The sequence below is a fragment of the Candidatus Margulisiibacteriota bacterium genome (assembly GCA_041661965.1).
Lineage (GTDB): Bacteria > Margulisbacteria > WOR-1 > O2-12-FULL-45-9 > XYB2-FULL-48-7 > XYB2-FULL-45-9.
Genome location: JBAZTH010000003.1, coordinates 103,432 through 125,140, shown reverse-complemented (window position 1 = coordinate 125,140; position 21,709 = coordinate 103,432). Strand labels below are relative to the sequence as shown.

At 53.2% G+C, this 21,709-nt stretch carries 23 protein-coding genes; 11 read left to right on the top strand and 12 right to left on the bottom strand.

The genetic code is table 11. The features are described 5' to 3' along the window. The first annotated feature begins 1 nt into the window (after position 1). Both WC772_06420 and WC772_06415 read left to right on the top strand, forming a co-directional pair. Positions 2–850 (top strand): glycosyltransferase family 2 protein, encoded by an 849-nt coding sequence (locus WC772_06420; GenBank protein MFA6170387.1) that lies wholly within the window; start codon positions 2–4, stop codon positions 848–850. After that, positions 843–2,003, top strand: a complete 1,161-nt coding sequence (locus WC772_06415; GenBank protein ID MFA6170386.1) for a lipid-A-disaccharide synthase-related protein — start codon at positions 843–845, stop codon at positions 2,001–2,003. The genes WC772_06420 and WC772_06415 overlap by 8 nt, the downstream gene beginning before the upstream one ends. Here the strand turns inward: WC772_06415 and WC772_06410 are convergent. Further along, on the bottom strand, positions 1,989–2,921 hold the full coding sequence (locus WC772_06410; protein ID MFA6170385.1) for a glycosyltransferase family 2 protein: 933 nt from the start codon (positions 2,919–2,921) through the stop codon (positions 1,989–1,991). The genes WC772_06415 and WC772_06410 overlap by 15 nt on opposite strands. A 73-nt stretch (positions 2,922–2,994) precedes the next feature. On the opposite strand from WC772_06410, the gene WC772_06405 reads away from it, so the two are divergent. The 3 genes from WC772_06405 to WC772_06395 are packed head-to-tail and all read left to right on the top strand — an operon-like array spanning position 2,995 to position 4,954. Then, on the top strand, positions 2,995–3,300 hold the full coding sequence (locus tag WC772_06405) for a hypothetical protein (GenBank protein ID MFA6170384.1): 306 nt from the start codon (positions 2,995–2,997) through the stop codon (positions 3,298–3,300). Beyond that, on the top strand, positions 3,297–4,211 hold the full coding sequence (locus WC772_06400) for an NAD(P)-dependent oxidoreductase (protein MFA6170383.1): 915 nt from the start codon (positions 3,297–3,299) through the stop codon (positions 4,209–4,211). Before WC772_06405 ends, WC772_06400 begins: the two co-directional genes overlap by 4 nt. Further along, positions 4,208–4,954, top strand: coding sequence for a hypothetical protein (locus tag WC772_06395; protein ID MFA6170382.1), 747 nt, complete (start codon positions 4,208–4,210; stop codon positions 4,952–4,954). The genes WC772_06400 and WC772_06395 overlap by 4 nt, the downstream gene beginning before the upstream one ends. Before the next feature lie 39 nt (positions 4,955–4,993). Here the strand turns inward: WC772_06395 and WC772_06390 are convergent, their stop codons facing one another. Further along, positions 4,994–5,701, bottom strand: coding sequence for a glycosyltransferase family 2 protein (locus WC772_06390; protein ID MFA6170381.1), 708 nt, complete (start codon positions 5,699–5,701; stop codon positions 4,994–4,996). A 39-nt stretch (positions 5,702–5,740) separates the two neighbouring features. Here WC772_06390 and WC772_06385 point away from each other — a divergent pair, with 39 nt between their 5' ends. After that, on the top strand, positions 5,741–6,727 hold the full coding sequence (locus tag WC772_06385; protein MFA6170380.1) for a glycosyltransferase family 9 protein: 987 nt from the start codon (positions 5,741–5,743) through the stop codon (positions 6,725–6,727). On the opposite strand, the gene WC772_06380 is transcribed toward WC772_06385, so the two are convergent. Then, the gene (locus tag WC772_06380) at positions 6,702–7,697 is read right to left on the bottom strand and encodes a glycosyltransferase family 9 protein (protein MFA6170379.1); all 996 of its coding nucleotides are present in this window, start codon (positions 7,695–7,697) and stop codon (positions 6,702–6,704) included. The genes WC772_06385 and WC772_06380 overlap by 26 nt on opposite strands. Before the next feature lie 2 nt (positions 7,698–7,699). Continuing rightward, complete coding sequence (locus tag WC772_06375; protein ID MFA6170378.1) at positions 7,700–8,512, bottom strand: glycosyltransferase family 2 protein; 813 nt, start codon at positions 8,510–8,512, stop codon at positions 7,700–7,702. Between the two features lie 78 nt (positions 8,513–8,590). On the opposite strand from WC772_06375, the gene WC772_06370 reads away from it, so the two are divergent. Continuing rightward, on the top strand, positions 8,591–9,967 hold the full coding sequence (locus WC772_06370) for a glycosyltransferase family 39 protein (GenBank protein ID MFA6170377.1): 1,377 nt from the start codon (positions 8,591–8,593) through the stop codon (positions 9,965–9,967). Then, the gene (locus tag WC772_06365; GenBank protein MFA6170376.1) at positions 9,964–11,583 is read left to right on the top strand and encodes a glycosyltransferase family 39 protein; all 1,620 of its coding nucleotides are present in this window, start codon (positions 9,964–9,966) and stop codon (positions 11,581–11,583) included. Before WC772_06370 ends, WC772_06365 begins: the two co-directional genes overlap by 4 nt. On the opposite strand, the gene WC772_06360 is transcribed toward WC772_06365, so the two are convergent. Beyond that, positions 11,564–12,793, bottom strand: a complete 1,230-nt coding sequence (locus WC772_06360; protein MFA6170375.1) for a hypothetical protein — start codon at positions 12,791–12,793, stop codon at positions 11,564–11,566. The genes WC772_06365 and WC772_06360 overlap by 20 nt on opposite strands. A 71-nt stretch (positions 12,794–12,864) precedes the next feature. Here WC772_06360 and WC772_06355 point away from each other — a divergent pair, with 71 nt between their 5' ends. Further along, the gene (locus WC772_06355) at positions 12,865–14,259 is read left to right on the top strand and encodes a glycosyltransferase family 39 protein (protein ID MFA6170374.1); all 1,395 of its coding nucleotides are present in this window, start codon (positions 12,865–12,867) and stop codon (positions 14,257–14,259) included. A 40-nt stretch (positions 14,260–14,299) separates the two neighbouring features. Continuing rightward, positions 14,300–15,109, top strand: a complete 810-nt coding sequence (locus tag WC772_06350; protein MFA6170373.1) for a class I SAM-dependent methyltransferase — start codon at positions 14,300–14,302, stop codon at positions 15,107–15,109. Here the strand turns inward: WC772_06350 and amrS are convergent. The 5 genes from amrS to WC772_06325 are packed head-to-tail and all read right to left on the bottom strand — an operon-like array spanning position 15,106 to position 19,418. After that, positions 15,106–16,122, bottom strand: coding sequence for an AmmeMemoRadiSam system radical SAM enzyme (gene amrS / locus WC772_06345; GenBank protein ID MFA6170372.1), 1,017 nt, complete (start codon positions 16,120–16,122; stop codon positions 15,106–15,108). The genes WC772_06350 and amrS overlap by 4 nt on opposite strands. Next, positions 16,119–17,441, bottom strand: a complete 1,323-nt coding sequence (hisS, locus tag WC772_06340) for a histidine--tRNA ligase (GenBank protein MFA6170371.1) — start codon at positions 17,439–17,441, stop codon at positions 16,119–16,121. Before hisS ends, amrS begins: the two co-directional genes overlap by 4 nt. Before the next feature lie 20 nt (positions 17,442–17,461). Then, a complete protein-coding gene (gene thiS, locus WC772_06335) occupies positions 17,462–17,665 on the bottom strand; it encodes a sulfur carrier protein ThiS (GenBank protein ID MFA6170370.1) in 204 nt (67 codons plus the stop codon). Then, positions 17,662–18,660, bottom strand: a complete 999-nt coding sequence (thiH, locus tag WC772_06330) for a 2-iminoacetate synthase ThiH (protein ID MFA6170369.1) — start codon at positions 18,658–18,660, stop codon at positions 17,662–17,664. Before thiH ends, thiS begins: the two co-directional genes overlap by 4 nt. Continuing rightward, positions 18,657–19,418, bottom strand: coding sequence for a thiazole synthase (locus WC772_06325; GenBank protein ID MFA6170368.1), 762 nt, complete (start codon positions 19,416–19,418; stop codon positions 18,657–18,659). The genes thiH and WC772_06325 overlap by 4 nt, the downstream gene beginning before the upstream one ends. A 74-nt stretch (positions 19,419–19,492) precedes the next feature. Here WC772_06325 and WC772_06320 point away from each other — a divergent pair, with 74 nt between their 5' ends. After that, complete coding sequence (locus WC772_06320) at positions 19,493–20,920, top strand: acetylxylan esterase (protein MFA6170367.1); 1,428 nt, start codon at positions 19,493–19,495, stop codon at positions 20,918–20,920. Here the strand turns inward: WC772_06320 and WC772_06315 are convergent. Together WC772_06315 and WC772_06310 are read right to left on the bottom strand one after the other, a co-directional pair. Then, on the bottom strand, positions 20,846–21,151 hold the full coding sequence (locus tag WC772_06315) for a hypothetical protein (GenBank protein ID MFA6170366.1): 306 nt from the start codon (positions 21,149–21,151) through the stop codon (positions 20,846–20,848). The genes WC772_06320 and WC772_06315 overlap by 75 nt on opposite strands. After that, complete coding sequence (locus WC772_06310; protein MFA6170365.1) at positions 21,133–21,696, bottom strand: radical SAM protein; 564 nt, start codon at positions 21,694–21,696, stop codon at positions 21,133–21,135. Before WC772_06310 ends, WC772_06315 begins: the two co-directional genes overlap by 19 nt. Positions 21,697–21,709 lie beyond the last annotated feature (13 nt).

Here is a 21,709-nt window from a genome sequence, read left to right as displayed (position 1 = left end):
CATGATCGACCTATCCATTATCATCGTTAATTATAACGGGGCCAAGCTCTTGGAAGATTGCCTCCGTTCGGTCTATGCCACCACAAAGAAAGCGACTTTCGAAGTGATCGTCGTCGACAACCACTCCGAGGACGACTCGCTCCAATTACTAAAAAGCTTCCCGGCGGAAATTATCGCCAATGACGAGAACGTCGGCTTCTGCAAAGCGAACAATCAGGCCCTCCGCCGCTACCACGGCCGCTACGCCCTCCTCCTCAACAACGACACCGTCGTTAAAGAAGGGGCGCTCGACCGGCTGGTCGAGTTCATGGACGCCCACCCGGGGGCCGGGGCCTGCGGACCGAAGCTCCTCAACCGGGACGGCTCCAGCCAGCACCAGGGCGGAATGCTTGGCCGCCGCTTCTGGCTGGCGACCAAGCCGGTCACGGTCACCTACCTGATCGCCGCGTGTCTTCTGATCAGACGCAAAACGATCGACCGGATCGGCCTGCTCGACGAGAATTTCTTTTTCTCCAACGACGACCTCGACTACACCCGGCGGATAATCAAGGACGGCTGGAAGATCTATTTCGTCCCGCAAGCGGAAGTCGTCCACTATGGCGGCTATACCACCAACCTCTTTAAAAAGATGATTTTCGTGGAAGGTTTTCGCGGCGGCTTATATTTCTGCCGGAAACATTACGGCCTGATCGCTTATCAGCTTTACCGCTGGCTCGGGGCGCTCCTCCTCTTGCCGGTCATCTTGCTCACCGCCCTGACCTATCCGTGGCTGAAGCACAAAGATAAGCTCGCCGCCTATCTTTCGATCTTAACGATCTTCGTTAAAGGAGAGTACCTACCCCGTGGCTAAGCTTTTACTGGTCAGCAACGGCCACGCCGAAGATCTGGCGGCCGCCGAGATCGGCGCCAGGCTTGCGCAGTTGCGGCCGGACGTTGAGCTTGCCGCCCTGCCGCTCGTCGGGTTCGGCCAGGCTTACAAGAAAAAAGGGATCACCAGCCTCGGCTTAAAAAAACTTCTCCCCAGCGGCGGCTTCGCCAAGGAAGGGCTTTTCCATTTTCTCAAAGACCTTCGGGCCGGGTGGTTCTCGATCTTCCGCCGACAGATCAAGCTTCTCAAAGAACAAAAACCGGACCTGGTAGTGGCGGTCGGCGACGCTTACGTCGTCGCCCTCTGCGGCCTCTTCGTCAAAAAACCGCTCATCTTTATCGACGGACCGAAGTCGGTGAAGATCGCCGGCTACTGGCCGCTCGAAAAATGGCTGCTGCGCCGGTTCTGCGAGACGATCATCGTCCAGGACCGGGAAACCGCTGATTATCTGGCCAAACTAAACCTCCCGGCAAAATTCCTCGGCACCTGGGTGATGGATTACGTCCCCTTAACCGGCGAGGACTTCGGCCTCGACCGGAGCAAGAAAGTGATCGGCATTCTCCCCGGCACCAGGGGCGAAGCGTACGATAACCTCGGGTTGATCCTTTCGGTCATCGAAAAAATGGCCGCTCAAGCCCGCGAAAAGTTCGTCGGCCTGGTCGCCTCGACCCTCGACCGGGAACGGCTGGCGAAGAAAATGACCGAAGTCGGCTGGCGGATGTACGAAACTTTACCGGCCGATCTGAAACGCGGGATCACCGGCATGCTGGTTTCCCCGCGCGGAACGGCGGTCTATCTGGCGGAAGGAAAATTCGGCGACGTCTGCGTCCGCTCCGATCTGATCATCGGCCTCGCCGGAATCGCCAACGAACAGGCAGTCGCGTTCGGCAAGCCGGTTGTCTGCTTCCCGGGGAGCGGGCCACAAACGACCCTCCGCCGCTGGCAGGAGATCCAAAAGATCACCGGGAAATCGATGGCCATTTTGAGCGGCAGCGCCGAGGAAAAAGCGGCGGCAATCTGGCGAATTCTGCGCGACCCGGCCAGGATGGCAGAAATGGCCAAGATCGGCAAAGAGAGCAAGCCCGACTGGGGCGGGACCGAGCGGATCGTCTTGCTCGTTCTAGAAAAACTTTAAATGATTAATCGCCTGCCCGGCTATTATCCCGGCGTTCTTCCAAGCCCCGACCCTTAGCTTGTCGATAATATAGCCTAAAATACTCAAGTAAACAGTCGGCAAAGTGTAGGGATAATATTTTGAGGAAAACAACAACCGATTTCTGGTATTATAATAATCGAACAAGGGACTAAATCCCCCCCCTTTAGCCGCTTCTTTTTCCTTTTTTTTCACGCTGGCGCTGCATTTATGATAAACCAAACTTTTGGGCGCGATCGCCAGGGCGAACTTTCCCCGCGCCCGCGTCGCCCAGTCGATCTCCTCGAAAAACAGAAAATACTCTTCGTTCATTAACCCGATTTTAGTCAAAAAATCGCGAGAGACCAAAGTCGAGGCCCCCTCAATATAATTGATCTTCCGTTCTTGTTTGATATATTGATCGATCTTATGCGGATCAAAAAGCCGGTCCGCTCCCGGATGAACGGCCTGCCCAAGCCATTTGTCGTAAAATCCGCCGCCAATCGCCGCTATTTTCTCCGGCTCATGATAATATAAAATCATCGAACCGCAAATCCCGGCCCCGGGCTTTTCCTTCATCCTCATGACCAGCTCTTTTAGCGCTTCCGGATCGACCACCGTGTCGTTGTTTAAGATCCAATAATAATCAAATCCCTCGTTCAAAGCATAGCGCAACCCGGCGTTATTGCCGGCGGCATAACCAAGATTTTTGTGCGTTTCAATTATTACCGGGCGTTTCGCGAAATTATTATTATCGAGCCAGTTTTTTATTTTGCCGACCGAGCCGTCGGTCGAGCCATTATCGACCACGATCACCCGGCAGTCTTCATAATGAATCGATTTTAAAGAGGCCAGGCACTCGATCGTATCCTGCCAGCCGTTCCAATTAAGAACGATTATCGCGACCGTTTCTTTTGCCATTTGTCGTTATTATACTATGAAAAATCGATCGGCCCATTGCTTTTTACTGTTACCGGCATGTATCATAATAAGAATGAACTGGCACTCTTCTGAAACTTACGGGATCGTCGCCCTGGGAGCCGCGCTTTTGCTTTGGCGCGGGCCGGTCATTTGTCTGGTCGTCTTTCTCATCCTGATCGGTTCCGGGGCCCTAACCCTCCGCTTAACCAATCTCGCAGCCAAGCGGGCGCTCCAAGCGCTCACGATCCTGGCCCTGCTCCTGCTTTCAGGGGTCCTCCCGGTGCTTATCGCGGCCGCCGCCTATTCCAGCCCGAAGGTCATCGCTTATCTGACCGACTGGTTGAGCCGGCGATCAGTATCATCTATAATTCAGAAATGAAGAAAATTTTTATAACCGGTCTTAGCGGCTGCGTCGGCCATTACCTGTTCGACGAATTGATCGGCGACCCGAACCTCGAGCTTTATTGCCTGATCAGGACGCCGCAAAAGCTGCGGTTCGATCCCCAAGCTTATCCCCGGCTCAAAATTATTATCGACGACATGAACAATATCGCAGGTCAGGCCGAACTGCTCAAAGAGATGGACGCGGTTGTCCACCTGGCGGCTGATTGGGGCGGCAACGAAGGCAATTATGATTATTCTCTCACATTATTTGAACTGCTTGACCCGACCAAATGCCAAAAAGTAATTTATTTTTCTACTGCCAGCATTCTGGGTTCGGACAATCAACCGATCGTCGAGGCCGAAAAATATGGCACCCATTATATCCGTAGTAAATATCGGCTATTCAAGAAACTCCCGGACTTAAAGATCTACCCTAACATCGTTACCCTCTTCCCAACCTGGGTGCTGGGCGGCGATCAGCGCCACCCCTTTTCGCACGCCTCCGCCGGTATGCTTAGCCTAAAAAACTGGCTCTGGCTGATCCGCTTCTTTACGGTTGACGCTAGCTTCCATTTTATCCACGCCCGCGATATCGCCAGGATCACTAGTTTTTTGTTAAGGAACCCGGCGGAAAAAACTTATGTCCTCGGCAATCCGCCGATCACCGCCAGCCGCCTGATCGGCGAGATCTGTTCTTTTTTCGGTTACCGAACCTATTTTCAACTGCCGCTCCCGCTTTTTTTGGTCAAGATCCTGGCTAGGATCAGTGAAAAAAAACTCCACTCCTGGGATGAATTCTGTCTCCAGAAAAGGCATTTCATTCATCAAACGGTCAACGCCTCTTCCTTTAATTTCAGCTCGGAACTTAGCACCATCACCGGGATTTTAAGGGACCAAACCCAATGAAACAACTAACCAATCGGGCCGCCCTTAAAGATAAGCACTTGTTGTTCGTGGCCGCTTATCACGTCAAACCGGCCGTTGTTCTCTCCATCAACAACCTCTTATCTATTATGAAAGACCGGCCGGACGTTTACCTGATCATAATTGACAGCGCCGCCAAGGACGGGATTGGTGATTACCTGAAGACCATCAACCAGGACCGGGTGATCATCGAACATTATGATTTTAATATCGGTAAACCGCACGGCGTCAACGATTTTATCGCCAGGAACATCGATGAGAGCAATCTGCCTAAAACCGCCTGGTCGATCGATCCGGACGTCCTCTTCGATCCGCTTAGCTTCGATCTGCTGCTGGAAGCGGCGGAAAACATCGAAAAGCTCGGCATGCTGGGGATGCGCTACGCCGACAACGGCTTTAATCCGGAGCAAGGCCTCTACTTTCCGCCCAAAACGATCAAAGGGAAAAACGGCAAGAGCTACAGCCTGGCTACTCCCTTCCTCTGCAACGTCGCCGGTCCGCTGTTCGTTATCCCGGGTTCGTTGCTTAAAGAACCGCTGAATTTTGTTTTCTATCCGATCAAGTTTAAGACCCCATACGGGCCGGACGACGCCGCCCTTTATGATTTTCTGAAAAAGCGCGGCTACCGGAGCGGCTATCTTAATGGAACACTGGCCAGGCACCTCAAGACCAACAACCTTTACGCCGATGAAATCAAAGCGTTCATTGCCCAAGAACGGAAATAATCAAACGCTCGCCGGGGGCAATTGAAGCGGCGGCCAGACTTAACGCTTATCTTTTTTAAAATACTGTCCCCATTTAGCCTGAAAAAAATCACCGTTCTTTGTGTATAACTCTTTCCAATTAGGCAATTTTTTAGCCGAGGTCCCATGCCCCTTGTGTTTAACCACAACCCTTTCGTCAAGATAAATGCTGTAACCGGCTGTCCACGCCTTAAAACAAAGATCAAGATCTTCGCCGCCGGCAATCTGGTAATCTTCGGAAAACCCTTTCAACTCTCCGGCAAAGATCGCGGTTTTGGAAAAAATAGCCACGCCGGCCGGCAATTCTTTGCTGAAAGCCGGCAAAAGCTTAACTTTGGTCCCGGGCCACCATCTTTCGCCGACTTTCTGCCCTCTGGTATAACAGGGATAGACCAGGCCACAGCGCGGGTCGGCGTCAAAAGCAGACCGTAATTTACCGAACCAACCGTTCGGCAGTTCGGTATCATTATTGATAACCAGCACATACTCCCCTTCCGCCAAGGTAAGAGCCTGGTTGAAGCCATGAGCAAAACCGGTGTTCTGGGGAAAAAAATGGGATTTATCGGCCTCCTGCTTAATAAATTCGACCGTCCCGTCGGTACTGCCGTTATCAACTATGATCAATTCGTAAGGAACGTCGGTCGCGCGCCGGACGCTGTCCACGAACTTCCGGGTCAGGCCCAATTGGTCCCAAGTCAACGTGCAAATACTTAAAAGTTTTTTCTCCATGACAGATCAATGATATACTATTAGCGAGCTGACAACAATATGATCGCCAAAGAAATACACAATATTCTTGTTATCCGCCCGGACGCCATCGGCGACCTGGTCCTGACCCTGCCGGCGATCCAAGCCGTTAAGAAAAAATTCCCTTTGGCCAAGATCACCGTTCTGGCCCGCCCTTACACCGCGCCGCTCCTCATCGGCCAACCGGCAGTCGACGCGGTCATTTACGACTACGAACTGGGAAAATATAAATTCGACCTGTCGATCAATTATTTTAACGAGTTCAAGGACACGTTCGCCGCTTTTAAGGCCCGCATCCCGTATCGCCTGGGGGACAGCTCGCGCGTTCTGACCGGTTGGATGAACAACCTCCGGGTTTTCCGCCATTGGGAAGATCCGACCAGGCATGAAGTGGAATTCAATTTTGATCTGCTCCACCCCCTGGGGATCACCGATCAGCCGGAAAAAGCCAAGATCACCATCGCCCCGCCATCGCTCGCGAAGGCTAAACAATTGTTGGCTGAACACGGTTGGCAGCCGAACCGGCCGCTAGCCGGTATCCATCTGGGATCGGCGACCAGCCAGCCCTGGTCCACCTCGGGTTTTGCCGCCGTCATCGACTGGCTGGCGGAAAAAACCGATCATCAGCCGATCCTCTTGGGCGGGCCAGCGGAAAAAGACCGGGCGACAGAAGTTCTGTCCATGATCAAGGCCCCGGTCATAAATTTGGCCGGCGAGATGGCGCTCCCGGAACTGATCGCTTTGATCAGCCTTTTGAATTTTTACCTGGGGATGGATACCGGCCCGACCCATATTGCCGCGGCCTTTGACGTCCCGCAGGTCATGCTGTTATTGAACCCCAACGCCAAACCAGCCCGCTGGGGTCCCTGGGCGGTCCGGCATTTAACGGTCGCGATCGAACAAAGGGCGGCGATACCAGTTGAGGAAGTTATTGCCGCGGTCGCGGCTGTCCTTGGCGGGGGCGGAATAATTCGTTCGACGGTCAGGCCGCAGCCAGTTGCCTCTTAACCGCCTGGAACATCTCCTCGATCGAAATAGAATCCATGCAATGAGGTTTTTTATCACAGTTCTTCTTGTAGCAGACTGAACAAGCAACCGGCGACAAGAGCTTCTCGCCCAATTCGTATAGTTCGATCTCGGCCGCCGAGGTCGGGCCAAAAAATATGACCAGCCGTTTGTTAAGAGCGATCCCGAAGTGCATCGCTAGGCTGTCGCTGGAAACCAAGGTTTTGGTCCGGCCGATGACCGCGGCAAACCCGCGCAGGGAATGTGTTCCGGCGTTCGGCATTCCGCTCTCTTTAGCGATCAAAGCGTTCCGCTCCTGCTCCTGGTCGCCGCCAAGGATCAGGGAAACAACCCCCAACTCCTTGCGCAGGCGGTTGATCAGTTCAATCGTCTGTTCCACTCCCCAGCTCTTGAGCGGCCAGCGTTTTCCCGCTCCGGTATTTATCCCAACAACTGTTTCCCGTTTTCCAATCCCCAATTCCCTAATCACCCGTTCACCGTATTCCATCTCCTCCGGCGTCAATTTAAAAACGTACGGCGAGATCTCAATCCGCAAAAGCGCCGCCATATGCTGTTGGTAGGTGTTTTGGTTCTTTTTCTTGAGAAAGTTCGCCTGTTCCAGGCCAAAGCGGGAGATCATCGACATATCGAACCAGCCGGACGGCGTGTAGCTCTGCTTGCCGTTCTTTAAGAAAGCGCCGACCACCTGCTCCGCCCGACGGGAAGAAACATATTCGCACGCTTCTTTGTCGTCTTCCAGCCCGATGACCAGCTGATAATCGTTGAGCGACTCCCGCTCTTCCCAAACCGCAAGGCGATTGATCAGCGGATTGTTGAGCAAAATATCTTTAGCCGAGTTGGCGGTCAGCCAGTCGATCGTCGGGTCGTTGAATTTGTTTCTCAAGCCGGGGAGAAGCGAAGTCGTCCTTAAAACGTCCCCGATCGCCCCTAATTTAACGATTAGTATTTTCATATTTACCAGGTAATATATTTATGCCCCCTTAGCCAGCGGCTAAGAAGGGACCCTTGTTTGGCCAATTCAAACTCATGGAACGACCCGTCAAAACGGCGGGCCTGTTTATAGTTCGGCAGAATATCGGCAAAACAACTCTCAACGTCGCTAAACTTTTCGTAAGTCCCGTTAAAACCGGTTTCCCGGTGGGCCTGCTTTTTTCGCATGATTTGATCGACGGAACGGAAAGGATAATGTTTGTAGATCGGGAATTTGTTATAGATCTTCCAGCCTATCCCCCGCGGCAAAACATCGTACTTCTGGCCCAGATCGTAGTAGATCCCCGGCTTGTTGCGGAATTGGCGGATCTCAAGGTAACCGGGACAATACCAGAGGAGCCGCTCCTGGACCGATTTGATCGAGCCAAGATCGCGCACTTTATCAGAAGTGTGGAGAAAGAAATTCATGACGTACCAGTTGACCTTTTCGGCCCGGGCCTTTTCCGCCTCATTCGCGACCCAATTCGGATCATCATGCCAGATCTCGTCACCGTGCAAAAGGGTGAACCACCCTTCAACCGGATAACGCTCCTGGGCTTTTTCCAACAGGAATTGGCGGGCCCCATCCTCGAACTTTCGGTTAGGGAGGCGGTCAAGAATCTCCTTGTCTTTGAGAAAATACTTTACGCAATCATAGCTCCGGAGTATTTCTTCCGTTCTGTCATCGGAACCGTCGAGGACGAGGATAGTGTCAAAATATTTCCGGTTAACGTTCATGACCTCTTCGATCACGTCTTCTTCATTCCGCGTTATCATCAAACCAATGTTCTGCGCCATATTCCTCTTTTACCGTCTCCTTAATTTGACATTTGACATTGGTCATTTGTCATTTCCATTATGTGTTATAATTTTAGCATGAATTTGCCGCTTTTATTAATTGTCGCTATTAACCTTCTAAAGCTCGGTTTGGTCCGGTTTTTCCCGCTGATTGGCGATGAAGCGTATTATTGGCTCTGGGCCCAGCACCCCGCTTTCAGCTACGTCGACCATCCGCCGATGGTCGCCTACGTCAATTTGATCTTATCGACCCTTTTTGGAAACAGCGAACTAGTAGTCAGGCTGGGGGCGCTAACGATCGTCGCCCTGGTCACCTATCTGATCTACCTGATCGCTAAAGAGCTCTTTGACCGCCGGACCGCCCTCTGGAGCGCGCTCCTTTTCAACCTGGTCCCGACTTTTTTCGGCGGAGGGATGTTCCTGGTCCCGCAAATGCTCGTTTTTCTTTTCTGGTCGCTAAGTTTTTATCTGCTGGTAAAATTAATCAAAACCGGCGACGGCAAATACTGGTATCTGCTTGGCCTCTCCGTTGGCCTCGGACTATTGAGCGATTACGTCATGGCCCTTTTTGTCATCGCGACCTTCTTTTATCTGATCATCGACAAGAGCCAACGATTTTGGTTCAAAAAGAAAGAACCGTACCTTGGCCTTTGCCTTAGCCTTGGCCTTTTCCTTCCCGTTCTGGTCTGGAACTTCGGCCTCGGTTTCACCCCTCTTTTCTACTGGGGCGGAAAAATGGGGACCGGCCCGCGGATCGGCGACAACCTGCTCAACTTCTTTGGCCTTCAAACTTTGCTCTATACCCCCCCGATCTTTTTTGGCTCGATCTACTTAATCTATAAAGCAAGAAAGAACTTATTATTAGCAACTTTCGCCGGCGCGGTTCTTCTCCCCTTTACCCTGATCAGTCCGATCATTAACGTCGGCGGCCATTGGCCAGCCTGCGCTTATCTCCCGGCGCTGGTCGGCAGCGGCAAGATGAAACGGTGGGTGATCGGGGTTATGATCGGCTTCGCCTTGGTCCTCGATCTGGGGGGCTTCGCTTACTATCTCTTTTTCTATCCAACCCCGGCCGATTTACGGGGACAAGAATTTACGATCAACGCCCAGCTCCCGGCTTATTTGAAAGCGACAACGCCTAAGACCGGAAAAACTTATTACTTTGCCAACGATCTGGGACTTCTCGGCTTAGTCGCTTTCCACGGCCAGGTCAAGGTCAACATGGCGCCGGGCCGGCTGAAACAGGTCGACATGTGGGGAAAACCGGAATTAAAAACCGGGGACAACATCATCTACTTCGCGATCAACGAGCAAGAGATCGGCGACAAATTAAAACCGCGCTTCAAGAAAGTTTGGGTCGAACCGCGGCACCGGCTTTTCAATAAGGACGCCAATCTCCCTAACCTCACCAAGATCTTTCACGCCGAGGGTTATAAGGGGGGCAAACTTCCTTGAAGCGAGCCCTGCTCATCATCCTGGGATTATTTTTCCTGGCGGCGCTGATCACTCTGCCGCGCAATCCGCTGCAGAACGACGACGCCTCGCTATACGCGCTGGTCGCCAAGAACGCGATCGTCCATAACCAATGGCTCGCTCAATATATTACGCCGGGAGACCCGGCTTCCTTTATCGACAAACCGCCGCTCGGGATCTGGCTTCTCGCCTGGCCGATGAAAATATTCGGCGTCAGTGAACTGACCGTCCACCTACCGAATGTCCTTTATTTCGCCGCCTTGCTGGCGATCATCTATTTTTACCTGCGGAGAACGAATGGCCAAAGGCTAGCGCTTCTCTCCACGGTCATCGCCGGGACCAGCCTCGGCCTGGTCGTCTATTCACGCGCGCCGAAGCTCGACATTCTTCTGCCGCTCTTTGTCACGCTCGCCCACCTGGCCCTTTATGAATTCATCAAGAAAGATCGTCCCGGCGCGCTTTATCTCTTCACTGCCGCTTTGGCCGGCGGTTTCCTAGTCAAATCAGGCTTTGGCTTGCTCCTGCCCGGACTGACAGTCATTTTTCTCTTTATCTTTAATGCTGAAGCGCGCTCTGCGTTTCTTCGGCTTCTTTTCTCTTACCGGTTACTGCTAAGCACTTTATTGCTCGTTCTGCTGGTTGGAGCGGTTCTTGGCTTGCAAGCGGTCCCCCTGCGCGACCAATGGCTCCCTTATCTCCGGAGTATCACCATTCAAAGCAAATACAACACCAGTTACCTGGGGTTTGGCTTTTACACTTCAATCTTTGGCTTTCTGCTGATCTCGATCTTCCCCTGGGCGCCGTTCGCCCTGACGGCGATCAAAGGACGGCTGTTCAGCAAAGGCCTTAACCTCAACCGACTCTGCAATCTCTGGCTCTGGTCGAACTTTCTCTTCCTGCTTTTTTTCTATCGCCAGAGCGATCTGCGAACCTTTACCGTCTTTGTCCCGCCGCTCGCCATCTTAGCGGCTATTAAACTAACAGCCATCCAATGGAAAATACGGAAACCGTCCGCCGCGGCGGATTTATTCACGGGTTTCCGTATTGAATTACTCTGGAATCTCCTCTTCTGGTTAATCTTCGCGGTCGGTTTTATAATGTTACTGATCAAGCCTTTCAACGGCGACGGGATCTATCTCGGTGATGCTCTTCTGCCGATCGGTCTTTTTGTCGTCGCCTTGAGCTGGCTATTCTTCGATCTGTTCCGGCCGGTCTGGAGTAAATTCGTCGTCTTCTGCGCTTTGACCGTCCTGGCTTACAGCGCCCTCTTCTACGTCTCGCTCCCGCTGGTCAATTCGTTCAATCCGAATGTCAGCTGGCCGAGCATGATCAAAGAGTACACCCGTCAGGGGTACGCCTTTGTGATCTATCGGCCGCCCGACCGCCAGCTCTTTTATAGTCCCGACCTTTTTTACGTTGACTTTATGTCCGGCCCGGCTGACCTGTATTTTTGGGACCAAGTAAAGTTGAAAGATTTCCTGTCAATGGAAAAAGCGATCGTGTTAAGCGACACCAAGAGTTGGGAAAAAGCGAAGATTCGAGGAAAAGTGCTGGCGCGGGACAATTATTCCGAACTGGTTATAACCAAAGCGTATTAGTGGCACAGTGTATCCCGCCCTGCGAACCCCAGAGGAAGGTGCCAAATAGCCGCGAAGTTGTTTCTACCCTGATCCCCGCTTCCCGCAAGATCCGGGCCGTGGCAACGGCCGCCTGATCGAGGTAAACCCCGCCGTCCGGCAGCGGAAGCAAATTGACCGGCAGCCCGTCCTCTTCCGGTAAAACGCGAAACAGGTCGGGTTTGACCTCTTCCAGGAGCCGATCGATCAATTCCCTGTTCTCCAGATAATACGGCTCCGCCGTGAGAATGGCGTTCTCGTCCGGCAGGTGCATCAGGTTCATGTCGGCGTGGTCGTTCGGCACCAAAAACCGCTTGGAGGTGCCGAGCTCGGCCAGCAGCTGGCGGGGGAAAATATCGGTCCAACCGTAAGGGATCCGGAAAACTTGCCGCCCAAATCTTCGCAGGGTCGCTTCCGTTTCGCCGATCGTCACCATATTAAAAAGCCGCGATTCCGTTTCCAGCATGAGCCGCTGTTCCGGAGGAAGGAAAGAAAAGTCGGGAATGTACTGCTCCGACAAGAAAGCGTACTTATCACCGATAACGACCTCGCCGCCGCAACCAATTCGGCTGTAATTCTGGCGCAAGCCGCCGCCTGCCCAATTAAATAACGGCCGCCAATCAAAGCCCCCGGCGTCCGGATTAATATAAACCGTTTCCGCCAGCTGGGTAAAAAGATCTCGCGGGAACGAGAGGCCAATCGAGCCAGGCAACTCTTGTTCTCTTTTGATCAGCAGCAGATCGCGCGGCATAAGTCCCCTGGCGATCGCCTCATCGTTAAAGCCGGGATTGACCGTGTCATACTCGGTCGGGTCCATCGCCAGTAGGGCGGTTTGGTAGCCGAATCGCCGTAAATCGGCAAGGAGGGTCAGCCGCGCCTCGTCGCGGGTCGCTTCATCGGCGCAGGTTTCCACCCGCATCTCGATGGCAAGCGGCCCATGCAAGCGGTAGCCTTCTTCACATTCTTCAACCCAGTCAAGCCGTCCGCGGTGGCAAAGAATTTCTTCCGCCAGAGTAAGCGAGCCGTTAAGCTTCTCCTGCCGGCAGACTTCGAAAGTCATCCCCCAGGGGGTTTCCCGGTCGAGGCCACATTGCCGCAAGACTTCCTGATATTTGCCGCGGTTAATGAACGGCGTTTGCGCGGCGGTGAGCAACACCGGCCGTTTGGTTTGGTCCGTAAGCCTTATTGACATCGATTATTTATCCGTCGGGCGGCCGGCAAATTTCAATGTTTTTTTTCGGAAAAATCATTTATAATAAATCAATGCCGACAAACCTATTACTGCTCATCACCATCGCCACTTTTTTTCGCTTGGTCCTGGGGATCCTTTTCCCCCTGACCGCCGACGAATCATATTACTGGCTTTGGTCGAAACATCTCGCCCTCTCTTATGTCGACCACCCGCCAATGGTCGCTATCATCAATTATCTGATGACCTTCGGCCAAGCCAATCTCTTAACGCTGCGACTCGGCGCCGCCCTGATCAGTCTGGCAGTCACTTTTTTGATTTATTTTATCGCCCTTGAAGCGTTCAATAAAAAGGTCGCTTTCTGGGCAACCCTTCTCTTCCTGGTCATCCCGCACTACATCGTGATCTGGCTGACCCAGTTTGTTGAACTCCCCCTCGCTCTCTGCTGGTCATTAGCCGTTCTCCTGATGCTCAAAATCGTCAAAGCCCAACAGAAAAAGTACTGGTACCTGCTCGGCGTGATCGTCGGGCTTGGGACCCTAAGCAAATATACGATGTTCATCTTCTGGCCGTGTCTGGCAGTTTTCCTGCTTATTTCTCCGGCTAACCGCTTCTGGCTAAAAAGAAAAGAACTTTACCTTTGCCTCGGCCTTAGCCTTGGTCTTTTCCTCCCGGTCCTCCTTTGGAACAGCCGGCTCAATTGGATCTCTTTCACTTTTCATGGCGCCAAAGTCGCTAACGAAGCCTGGGGAACGAACGCGCTTGCTTTTGTCGGCGATCAATTAGTCCATTTCACCCCGTTTCTGATCTTCACCTTAATCCCGGTCTTTGGCTACGCTTTGAAAAAGAACGATTATTCCCGCTTGCTCTTTGCCTTTTCCTTTCCGGTCTTGATCGTTTTCTTTCTCCTCTCCTTTAAGGTCAAGGTCTGGGCCCATTGGCCGTCGATCGGCTACCTGGCCGCTTTGCCGCTGACCGCCGCTTATCTCGATGAATACGGCAAATCGCTGAAGAAGTTTATTCTTTGGATCAGCTTATTCTCCCTCTTGGTTATGGCGATCCTCCTTTGGGGTTCCCCCGGGATCCTCCTCCACCAGAAAGATTACGCGAAGAACAAAGAACTGGCCATCACTCTGCCAAAAGAGAAGGTTTTCGCCCGGACCAACGTCTCGTCATCCTTGCTTGAGTTTTACCTGGGGCGCCAAACCTACATGGCGACCGGCTTCCTGAAACCAGGGCCGCTCTGGGGAGAGAAGCAGTACGAGCTCTGGGGGATCCCCGACCTGAAAAAGGGAGAAACCGTCATTTATTACGGCGAAGAAAGTAAAGAATTCAAAGCCGCGGCGGGACAAGAATTCGCCAAGATCTCCGAATTAAAAGGCTTGAAGCTTTATTTGATCGAGGATTATATCACTAATAACTATAAGTTTTTCCGCTTGTCTGGTTTTAAGGGATCAGGGCACCCGTAGAAAAGCTGAAATAATCACCGGTTTTTCATGATAATATTTTATGAAAGTTCCAGTGACTAATTTTGGTCCCCGGCTCTGTCGGCCCGCCTTCGCCGCGGCAATTAATGAGCTTAGCGCTTTCCGTCCGAAAGAATTCTGCCGGGAAGCGGCCGATCGGATCGCTCAAGCGCAAGGTTTCCCTTCACATTCAGCCATAAAAATATATCATAGCGATAAGCTCTCGATCATTAAAGAAATGATCGAGGAAGAACAGCTTTTAGACATAGTTAAGCAATTATCTCAAGCGCAGATAATGATGCAGTTGGCTACTCCGGCAAATTCTGATTTTTCTTTCCAGTCTTTTGGCCCGATTGAAATGGCCAGGCGGCTGATCTTTCTTGGCCAGAAACCTGTCGGCATCCAACTAGCCAGCAACTGGGGATTATATCCCTTGTTCTTAAAGGAAGCGATCGGCTTGACTGGTTTTTCCGGTATTGATTGTGATCCCCACGCCGTTGCTTTTGCCCGGGAAATCGGCGCTCCGGTCAAAGAGGCCGATGCCAGAGCCCTTCCTTTTCCTGATGGTTCTCTTGACCTAATTATCAGTTCCCACTTCCTGGACCACAGCTACATCAGCTTGATCGACCGCCTTAATCATTTAAGCGGGCACTATACTGAAGATTTTCAAACGACCGTCAGGCGTGAAATCATTCGGGTTTTAAAGCCCGGAGGCTGGTTCTTGACCCAAACCGAGGTTCTCTCCGAGGCCGATCTGACCACATCCTGGCGGGAAAACATTTCGCAATTGGCAACTTTCAACTTTGGGAAAGAGGTCCATTTCGACAATCTTTTCGCCGCGCAAAAAGGCTAGCGCCAAACCCCGGCAATCGGCCGGCCGCATTTCGGACAAGCCGTTTCGCCGTCGATCAGGTTCGAGAGGACTGAAAAACCGGACCGGGTGATCAGCGGTTCTTTACACTGCGGACAAAAAGTGTCTTCCGCTTCGGCGATCGGCAAATTCCCGGTATAAACATATTTCAACCCCGCGGCCAGTCCGATATCCCTGGCCCGGCGGAGGGTCGTTTCCGGCGTCGGAGGAAGATCCACCAGTTTATAAGTCGGGAAAAAAGCGGAAAGGTGCCAGGGAGTTTCCTCTCCCAGTTCGTTCTTGATAAAGGCGGCCAGCTCGGTTAGCTCCTGATCGGAATCGTTCAGGCCGGGAACAAGCAAAGTCGTGAGCTCGACCCAGATCCGAAGTTGTTTCATCAGCTTCAAAGTCTCCAGGACCGGCGCCAGGCGGCCCCCGCAGATCTTTCGGTAATATTCATCACGGAACGATTTGAGGTCGACATTGGCGGCGTCAAGGTACGGAGCGACCATTTCCAGCGGGGCCCGATTGATGAAGCCGTTGGTGACAAAAACATTGCGGAGCCCCCTGGTTTTAGCCAGCTTGGCGCAATCGTAGGCAAACTCAAAAAAGATCGTCGGCTCGGTATAGGTATAAGCGATGCTCCGGCAGCCTTGAGCCAAAGCGGCCGCGACGACTTTTTCGGGGGTCGTCTCCAGACCGACAATCGGCTTCTTTTCGCGCGGCCCCTGGGAGATCCCGTAATTCTGGCAAAAATCACAGCGGAAATTGCAGCCGACGGTAGCAATGGAATAGGAAAGCGATCCGGGGAGGAAATGAAAAAGCGGTTTCTTTTCGATCGGATCGACCTGGGAAGAGATAACGCGGTCGTAGACCAGGGAAAAGAGATACCCGTCCCTATTTTCCCTGACCCCGCAGATCCCCCGCCCGCCGGGCAAGATCAGGCAATTATGAGGACAAAGTTCGCATTGGACTTTTCCCGCCTCAAGCTTCTTAAAAAATAAAGCCTGTTTCATTCGCAATTGTTGCCGCAGCTGCCGCCGCAACCGCCGCAAGCTGCTTCTTCTTTTACGTCTTCCAGGCCGAACGGCTGGTATAAAACATTTTCAAAGGTAACCTCGCGTTCTTCCGAAGTCGCCATATTTTTCAGGACCGCCGTCCCTTTAGCGACTTCATCGTCGCCGATAATATAAGTATATTGGGCTTTGAGCCGGTCAGCCGCTTTCATCTGCGCTTTGAGCGATTTGCCGGTATAATCCATATCAGAGGGGATCCCAAGCTCCCGCCCTTTGTTCAAAAGGTCAAAAGCAACCTTTTTGGCCGGTTCGCCGATCGTCGCCAGATAAAGAAGCAAACCGCGGGAATCGTGCCCCGCCAATTTCGCCTGCTTCAAGACTTCAACGACCCGCTCCAAACCGATGGCAAAACCGATCGCCGGGGTCGCTTTTCCTCCAAGCTCTTCAACTAAGTTGTCGTAACGGCCCCCGCCGCAGACAGCGTTCTGTGAGCCCAATTGGCTGGAAACAACCTCAAAAGCGGTCTTGGTATAGTAATCAAGCCCGCGAACCAAACGATCGTTGAGCTGATATTTAACTTTGGCGTTATCAAGATAACTGCGTAGTTTTTTAAAGTGAAGGTCGCACTCTTCGCACAAATGCTGGGCCGAAGCCGGGGCCGTCGCCAGAAAAGGCTGACAGCCCTGTTCCTTGCAGTCGAGAATCCGGAGCGGGTTGCTCTCCAGACGTTCCCGGCAGTCGGCGCACATCTTTTCGACCTTCGGCCGGAAATAATCCTGGACCGCCTGCCGGTAACCCGGCTGGCATTTTTTACAGCCGACCGAATTAAGGTCGACCCGCAATTCCTTCAGGCCTAACGAATCAAAAAGTTTCACCGCCATGACGATCACTTCGGCGTCTAGAAGAGGATCGGCCGACCCAAAGACTTCCACCCCCGCCTGATGGAACTGGCGCTGGCGCCCGGCTTGCGGGCGTTCGTAGCGGAACATCGGGCCGATGTAGAAAAGCTTGGTGAAACTGTCAGGAGCGATCAGGTTGTTTTCCAGTCCGGCCCGGACGACAGCAGCGGTCGCTTCGGGACGCAGGGTCAGACTGCGGCCTTTGCGGTCCTCAAAGGTGTACATCTCTTTTTTGACGATATCGGTGGTCTTGCCGATCGAGCGGGCAAAAAGTTCGGTCGATTCGAAGGCCGGGGTCCGGATCTCCTGGTAATTATAGAGGAAGAAAATATCGCGGCAATTATCCTCGATAAACTGCCAGAGGCCGACTTCAGCCGGCAGAATGTCCTTGGTCCCTCGGGGAGCGGTGTATTTAGCCATGATTAAATTATAACATACCCTTAGCCGCCGCCCATCATTCGGATGATCTCCACGGCATCAGCCTCTTTCAGGCCGGTTTTCTGGAACTTATCCCGTTTAATGATCCGGCCGTTAAGTTCCACCGCGCAAGCCCGGGACGGGACTTTGAATTTTCCGAGCAGGTCGGCGATCGTGGTTTCGTCCGCGACCTCCCATTCCCGGCCGTTAACAATAATTTTTATCATCCCAGGATCCTCTCCCAATCCTTCCAAACCGGCTCATAACCGGCAGTCCGCAAGGCCAGGGCAACCTCTTGCGGGGTCCGCTCATCGGAGATGTCAAACTGCTTGCCGCTTTGATCGTCAAGCGCGTACCCCCCCGGCGCGGTCTTAGAACCGGCGCTCATCTGGGTCAGGCCGAATTGGAAGATCCGGTCGCGAAAAGCGGCCTTTTCTCTGGTCGATAATGTAAAGCCGATCTCGGGAAAAAGCAAACGCAAAGCACAGACCAAGCGGAGAAAGTCGTCGTCGGAAACCGGGTATTCCACCTTATAGTTCGTTTCCGCCGGATTGATCCGGGGAAAACTGATCTGCAGTTGGGTCTGCCAATAATCTTTTAATAAAGAAGAAACATGCGCCGCCAGTTTCAGCGCCTCTTCCCGCCAGTCATAGAGTCCGAGCAAAAAACCAAGGCCGATCTTTCGCATTCCAGCTTCAGCGGCTCTCGCCGGCGCGCCGTAACGCCAGTCGTAATCCCGTTTCGGTCCGTCCGGGTGGACCGCCTGATAAGTCGGGCGATGGTAGGTCTCCTGGTAGATCGTCAGCCCGTCAACCCCCGCTTCGATCAAAGAGCGGTAATCTTCAGTCATCATCGGATAAACTTCAATCGTGATCGAAGTGAACTTTTTTTTCAGTTCGGCGATGATCTGGCGCAGATAACTAACCGGCGCCTTGCTGGGGTATTCGCCGGTCAAGACCAGGAGATGCTGAAAACCTTCCCGCCTGACGCAATCGGCCTCGACCAGCGCTTCTTCAAGGGTCAAAGTCACCCTTTTGATCATCGAGCGCCGGTTAAAGCCGCAGTAGACGCAACTGTTGACACATTCGTTGGAAAGATAAAGCGGAGCGTAAAGCTGAATCGTCCGGCCAAAATGTTTCAGGGTTTCCCGCCGGGCGGCCGCTGACAGCTCCGGAAGCGCGACTTCACCGCAGATGATCCGTTCAAATTCCCGGAGGTTCATAAGTGGAGCGGGCTGGAAGCGCGGGCAAGATTACTGCCGCCGATCATCCCAGCCAAATAAGCCTGCCGTCCCGCCGCGACACCTAGTTTAAAAGCCGCGGCCATCGCGACCGGATCGTCGGCCGCCGCGATCGCGGTGTTGACCAAAACGGCCGCCGCTCCCATCTCCAGCGCTTCGGCGGCGTGGGCGGGGCTCCCCAAACCGGCGTCGACGACCACCGGTACTTTCGCTTGCTGAATAATGATCTCAATGTTCGCCCGGGTTCGAATCCCCTGGGCGGAGCCGATCGGCGAGCCAAGCGGCATGACCGTCACGCACCCCGCCTCTTCCAACCGCTTGGCCAGGACCGGATCGGCATTAATATAAGGAAGGACCTTAAAACCTTCTTTCACCAGGATCTCGGCCGCTTTTAAGGTTTCGATCGGGTCAGGGAGAAGAAAACGAGGATCGGGGGTCACTTCCAGCTTGACCCAGGCCGGGAGGCCAAAGGCTTTCGCCAATCTCGCCAGCCGGACCGCTTCGTCGGCGCTTTTCGCGCCGGAAGTATTGGGGAGGATCAAGTACTTTTTCGGGTTGAGATAGCCCAATATATGGTCGCGGGGGTTGGCCAGGTCGACCCGGCGCAAAGCCACGGTCACGATCTCCGCCCCCGAAGCTTCGACCGCTTTTTTCATTACCTGGGGCGAAGAAAACTTTCCGGTCCCAAGCAGAAGCCGGGATTTAAACTTTTTCTTGGCAATAACCAGCAAATCCTTCATTTCTACAGTATACAAAGAATTGCACCGCCTCGCAACATAAGGTAAAATCAGTTTCCGTGCGTTCTTTTTTATTATTGATTTTATTGTTAATCTGGCCGGCGACCGCTGCCCCGGAAGCGCTGTCGCTCAAGGAGCTTTGGCAGCCAACCTCGATCGCGGCCGATCCCGTTCTGATCAAGCAATATTCAATTAACGGGTTCCAAATTAAAGAGGTCTTTTTTCCCGGCCGCCCGCAAAGCGGCCAGGCGACCAGGATCTTCGGCTATTATTGCTACCCGGACCATTTCGCCCCGCTTCCCGCCCTGCTTATTGCCCATGGCGGCGGCGGCTCGGCCGACATAAAAACCGCGCTCCGCTGGGCCGGTTACGGGTACGCCGTCCTGGTGATCGATCTGCCAGGCAAAGGGAAACAACGCCGGCATTCACGCTCGACTGGTCCCGACATGGAAGTCAAAAACCTGCTCAATACGGCCGATCCGGCGAACAACTACTTAATCTTCGCCGTGACGGCGGCCCGGAACGGGATCGATTTTCTCGCCAAACAGCCGGAAGTCGATCGGAACCGGATCGGAATGCTGGGCCTTTCCTGGGGCGGGGTCTTAACCCTTCTGACCAACGGCCAGGAGCCGCGGCTGAAAGCGGCCGTCAACGTCTTTGGCGCCGGTTTTATTCCTGAAGGGTGTACCTGGCAAGAGCTGTTCGAGGCCAAGACCGGACGGGAAAAACAAGCTTGGGACAAACTGCTTGATCCGAGCAATTTTCTGGCCAGCCAACGGTCGCCGATCCTTTTTATCACCGGGACCAACGACCATTGCTACTATCTCCACACTTTTCAGAAAAGCTACGGTCGGGTAAAAGCGGAAAAACAGTACTACCTGGTCCCCAACCTCCGGCATCAGTTCCTCCCCGGAACCGCCGCGGTCGCCAAAGCCTGGTTCGATCGTCATTTAAAAGCGAAAAACAAATTCCCCGCAATCAACCTGATCTACGGTCGCGAACCTGGCGGCGTGACGATCGCCGCGGAAGTCAAAGGGGGTTCAAAAGACGCTAAGGTCCAGTTTTACTACGCCTCCGGCGGCGCGAGCGGCTGGACGGAGAAACAGTGGCGGACACGCCCGGTCAAGCTGTCGAGCGGCAAATACAATTTTTATATTCCGGACTACCTGATCGATCCGGAGATCGTCTTTTTCGTCAACGCGACCGACAAAGAACAGGCCAGTTCGACCTTGGTCCGGTCACTCTTCCGGCTGGCGCTGGATAATGGGGAAAAAAGTTACGCCGTTTCGGCCCCGGTCAGCGAACAATATAACCATAAGGCCCCCTACCTTGTCCTGGATCGTTTTAAAATGCCGAAAGACCCGAAGCTCGTCTACTCACCCAGCCAGGAAGCGTATTTGATCAACCCGCTCCGGGAGCCACCAGAAGGGTTACTCTCCAAATGGCTCCACTTTCTCAAAGTCAGGCAGGTAAGTCTCATTGCTCCTCGGGTCCTGGACAAATAAATTCCCCAGGCCGATTTGCTCGGCGTGAGCAACGATCTCGTTATATTCCTCTTTCGTCAGGGAAACGGACAGTTCCGGAAACTCCGCCGCCCGGTGACGCGGGCCGTATTGCGCCATCAGGCTGACAAAGAGATCGGGAGAAAGAGAAACCAAGAAATCGAGGACCGCCCGGCTCCCGGCCACTCCACCCGGCAAAACAAGATGCCGGACGATCAACCCTTTCCTAGCCAAGCCGTCATCGCCGATTTCCAGATTACCGACTTGCCGGAATATTTCAAAGCGGCCGCGTCGTCGCCATATTTAAAATCGGGAAGATAAATATCGATCAGCCCGTCAAGCGACTCCAATAATTCCAGGCTGTCATACCCGCTGGAGTTCCAGACGATCGGCAGTTTCAATCCTTGAGCGCGCGCCTGCTTTAAGGTTTCAATGATCTGCGGACCGTAATGAGTTGGAGAAACCAGGTTGATATTTTCTGCTCCCTGCCGTTGCAATTCCAACATTATCCCTGCTACTCCCTCCTCCTCCTTTTTTTTCCTGTCATTCCTTGTCCCCTGGCTGATCTGATAATTCTGGCAAAAAACACAGCGTAAACTACAGTGGGTAAAAAAAATCGTCCCCGATCCTTTGGCGCCGGAGAGGACCGGTTCTTCCCCGTGGTGGAGGCAAAAAGAAGAAACTTCAGGTTTGCTCCCGGCCCGGCAGATCCCCAGCTGGCCGGCCAGCCGGTCAACCTCGCAGCGGTGTCCGCAAAGACGGCAATTAGTTAAGCTCATCTGTTTAATTATA

Coding starts and splice junctions, on each gene's coding strand:
- WC772_06390 (MFA6170381.1), bottom strand. CDS start 5,701: ATGGAGAAAAAACTTTTAAGTATTTGCACGTTGACTTGGGACCAATTG.
- thiS (MFA6170370.1), bottom strand. CDS start 17,665: ATGATAAAAATTATTGTTAACGGCCGGGAATGGGAGGTCGCGGACGAA.
- WC772_06405 (MFA6170384.1), top strand. CDS start 2,995: ATGAACTGGCACTCTTCTGAAACTTACGGGATCGTCGCCCTGGGAGCC.
- WC772_06310 (MFA6170365.1), bottom strand. CDS start 21,696: ATGAGCTTAACTAATTGCCGTCTTTGCGGACACCGCTGCGAGGTTGAC.
- WC772_06410 (MFA6170385.1), bottom strand. CDS start 2,921: ATGGCAAAAGAAACGGTCGCGATAATCGTTCTTAATTGGAACGGCTGG.
- WC772_06395 (MFA6170382.1), top strand. CDS start 4,208: ATGAAACAACTAACCAATCGGGCCGCCCTTAAAGATAAGCACTTGTTG.
- WC772_06380 (MFA6170379.1), bottom strand. CDS start 7,697: ATGAAAATACTAATCGTTAAATTAGGGGCGATCGGGGACGTTTTAAGG.
- amrS (MFA6170372.1), bottom strand. CDS start 16,122: ATGAAACAGGCTTTATTTTTTAAGAAGCTTGAGGCGGGAAAAGTCCAA.
- WC772_06350 (MFA6170373.1), top strand. CDS start 14,300: ATGAAAGTTCCAGTGACTAATTTTGGTCCCCGGCTCTGTCGGCCCGCC.
- WC772_06400 (MFA6170383.1), top strand. CDS start 3,297: ATGAAGAAAATTTTTATAACCGGTCTTAGCGGCTGCGTCGGCCATTAC.
- WC772_06375 (MFA6170378.1), bottom strand. CDS start 8,512: ATGGCGCAGAACATTGGTTTGATGATAACGCGGAATGAAGAAGACGTG.
- WC772_06420 (MFA6170387.1), top strand. CDS start 2: ATGATCGACCTATCCATTATCATCGTTAATTATAACGGGGCCAAGCTC.
- hisS (MFA6170371.1), bottom strand. CDS start 17,441: ATGGCTAAATACACCGCTCCCCGAGGGACCAAGGACATTCTGCCGGCT.
- WC772_06360 (MFA6170375.1), bottom strand. CDS start 12,793: ATGTCAATAAGGCTTACGGACCAAACCAAACGGCCGGTGTTGCTCACC.
- WC772_06370 (MFA6170377.1), top strand. CDS start 8,591: ATGAATTTGCCGCTTTTATTAATTGTCGCTATTAACCTTCTAAAGCTC.
- thiH (MFA6170369.1), bottom strand. CDS start 18,660: ATGAACCTCCGGGAATTTGAACGGATCATCTGCGGTGAAGTCGCGCTT.
- WC772_06385 (MFA6170380.1), top strand. CDS start 5,741: ATGATCGCCAAAGAAATACACAATATTCTTGTTATCCGCCCGGACGCC.
- WC772_06325 (MFA6170368.1), bottom strand. CDS start 19,418: ATGAAGGATTTGCTGGTTATTGCCAAGAAAAAGTTTAAATCCCGGCTT.
- WC772_06355 (MFA6170374.1), top strand. CDS start 12,865: ATGCCGACAAACCTATTACTGCTCATCACCATCGCCACTTTTTTTCGC.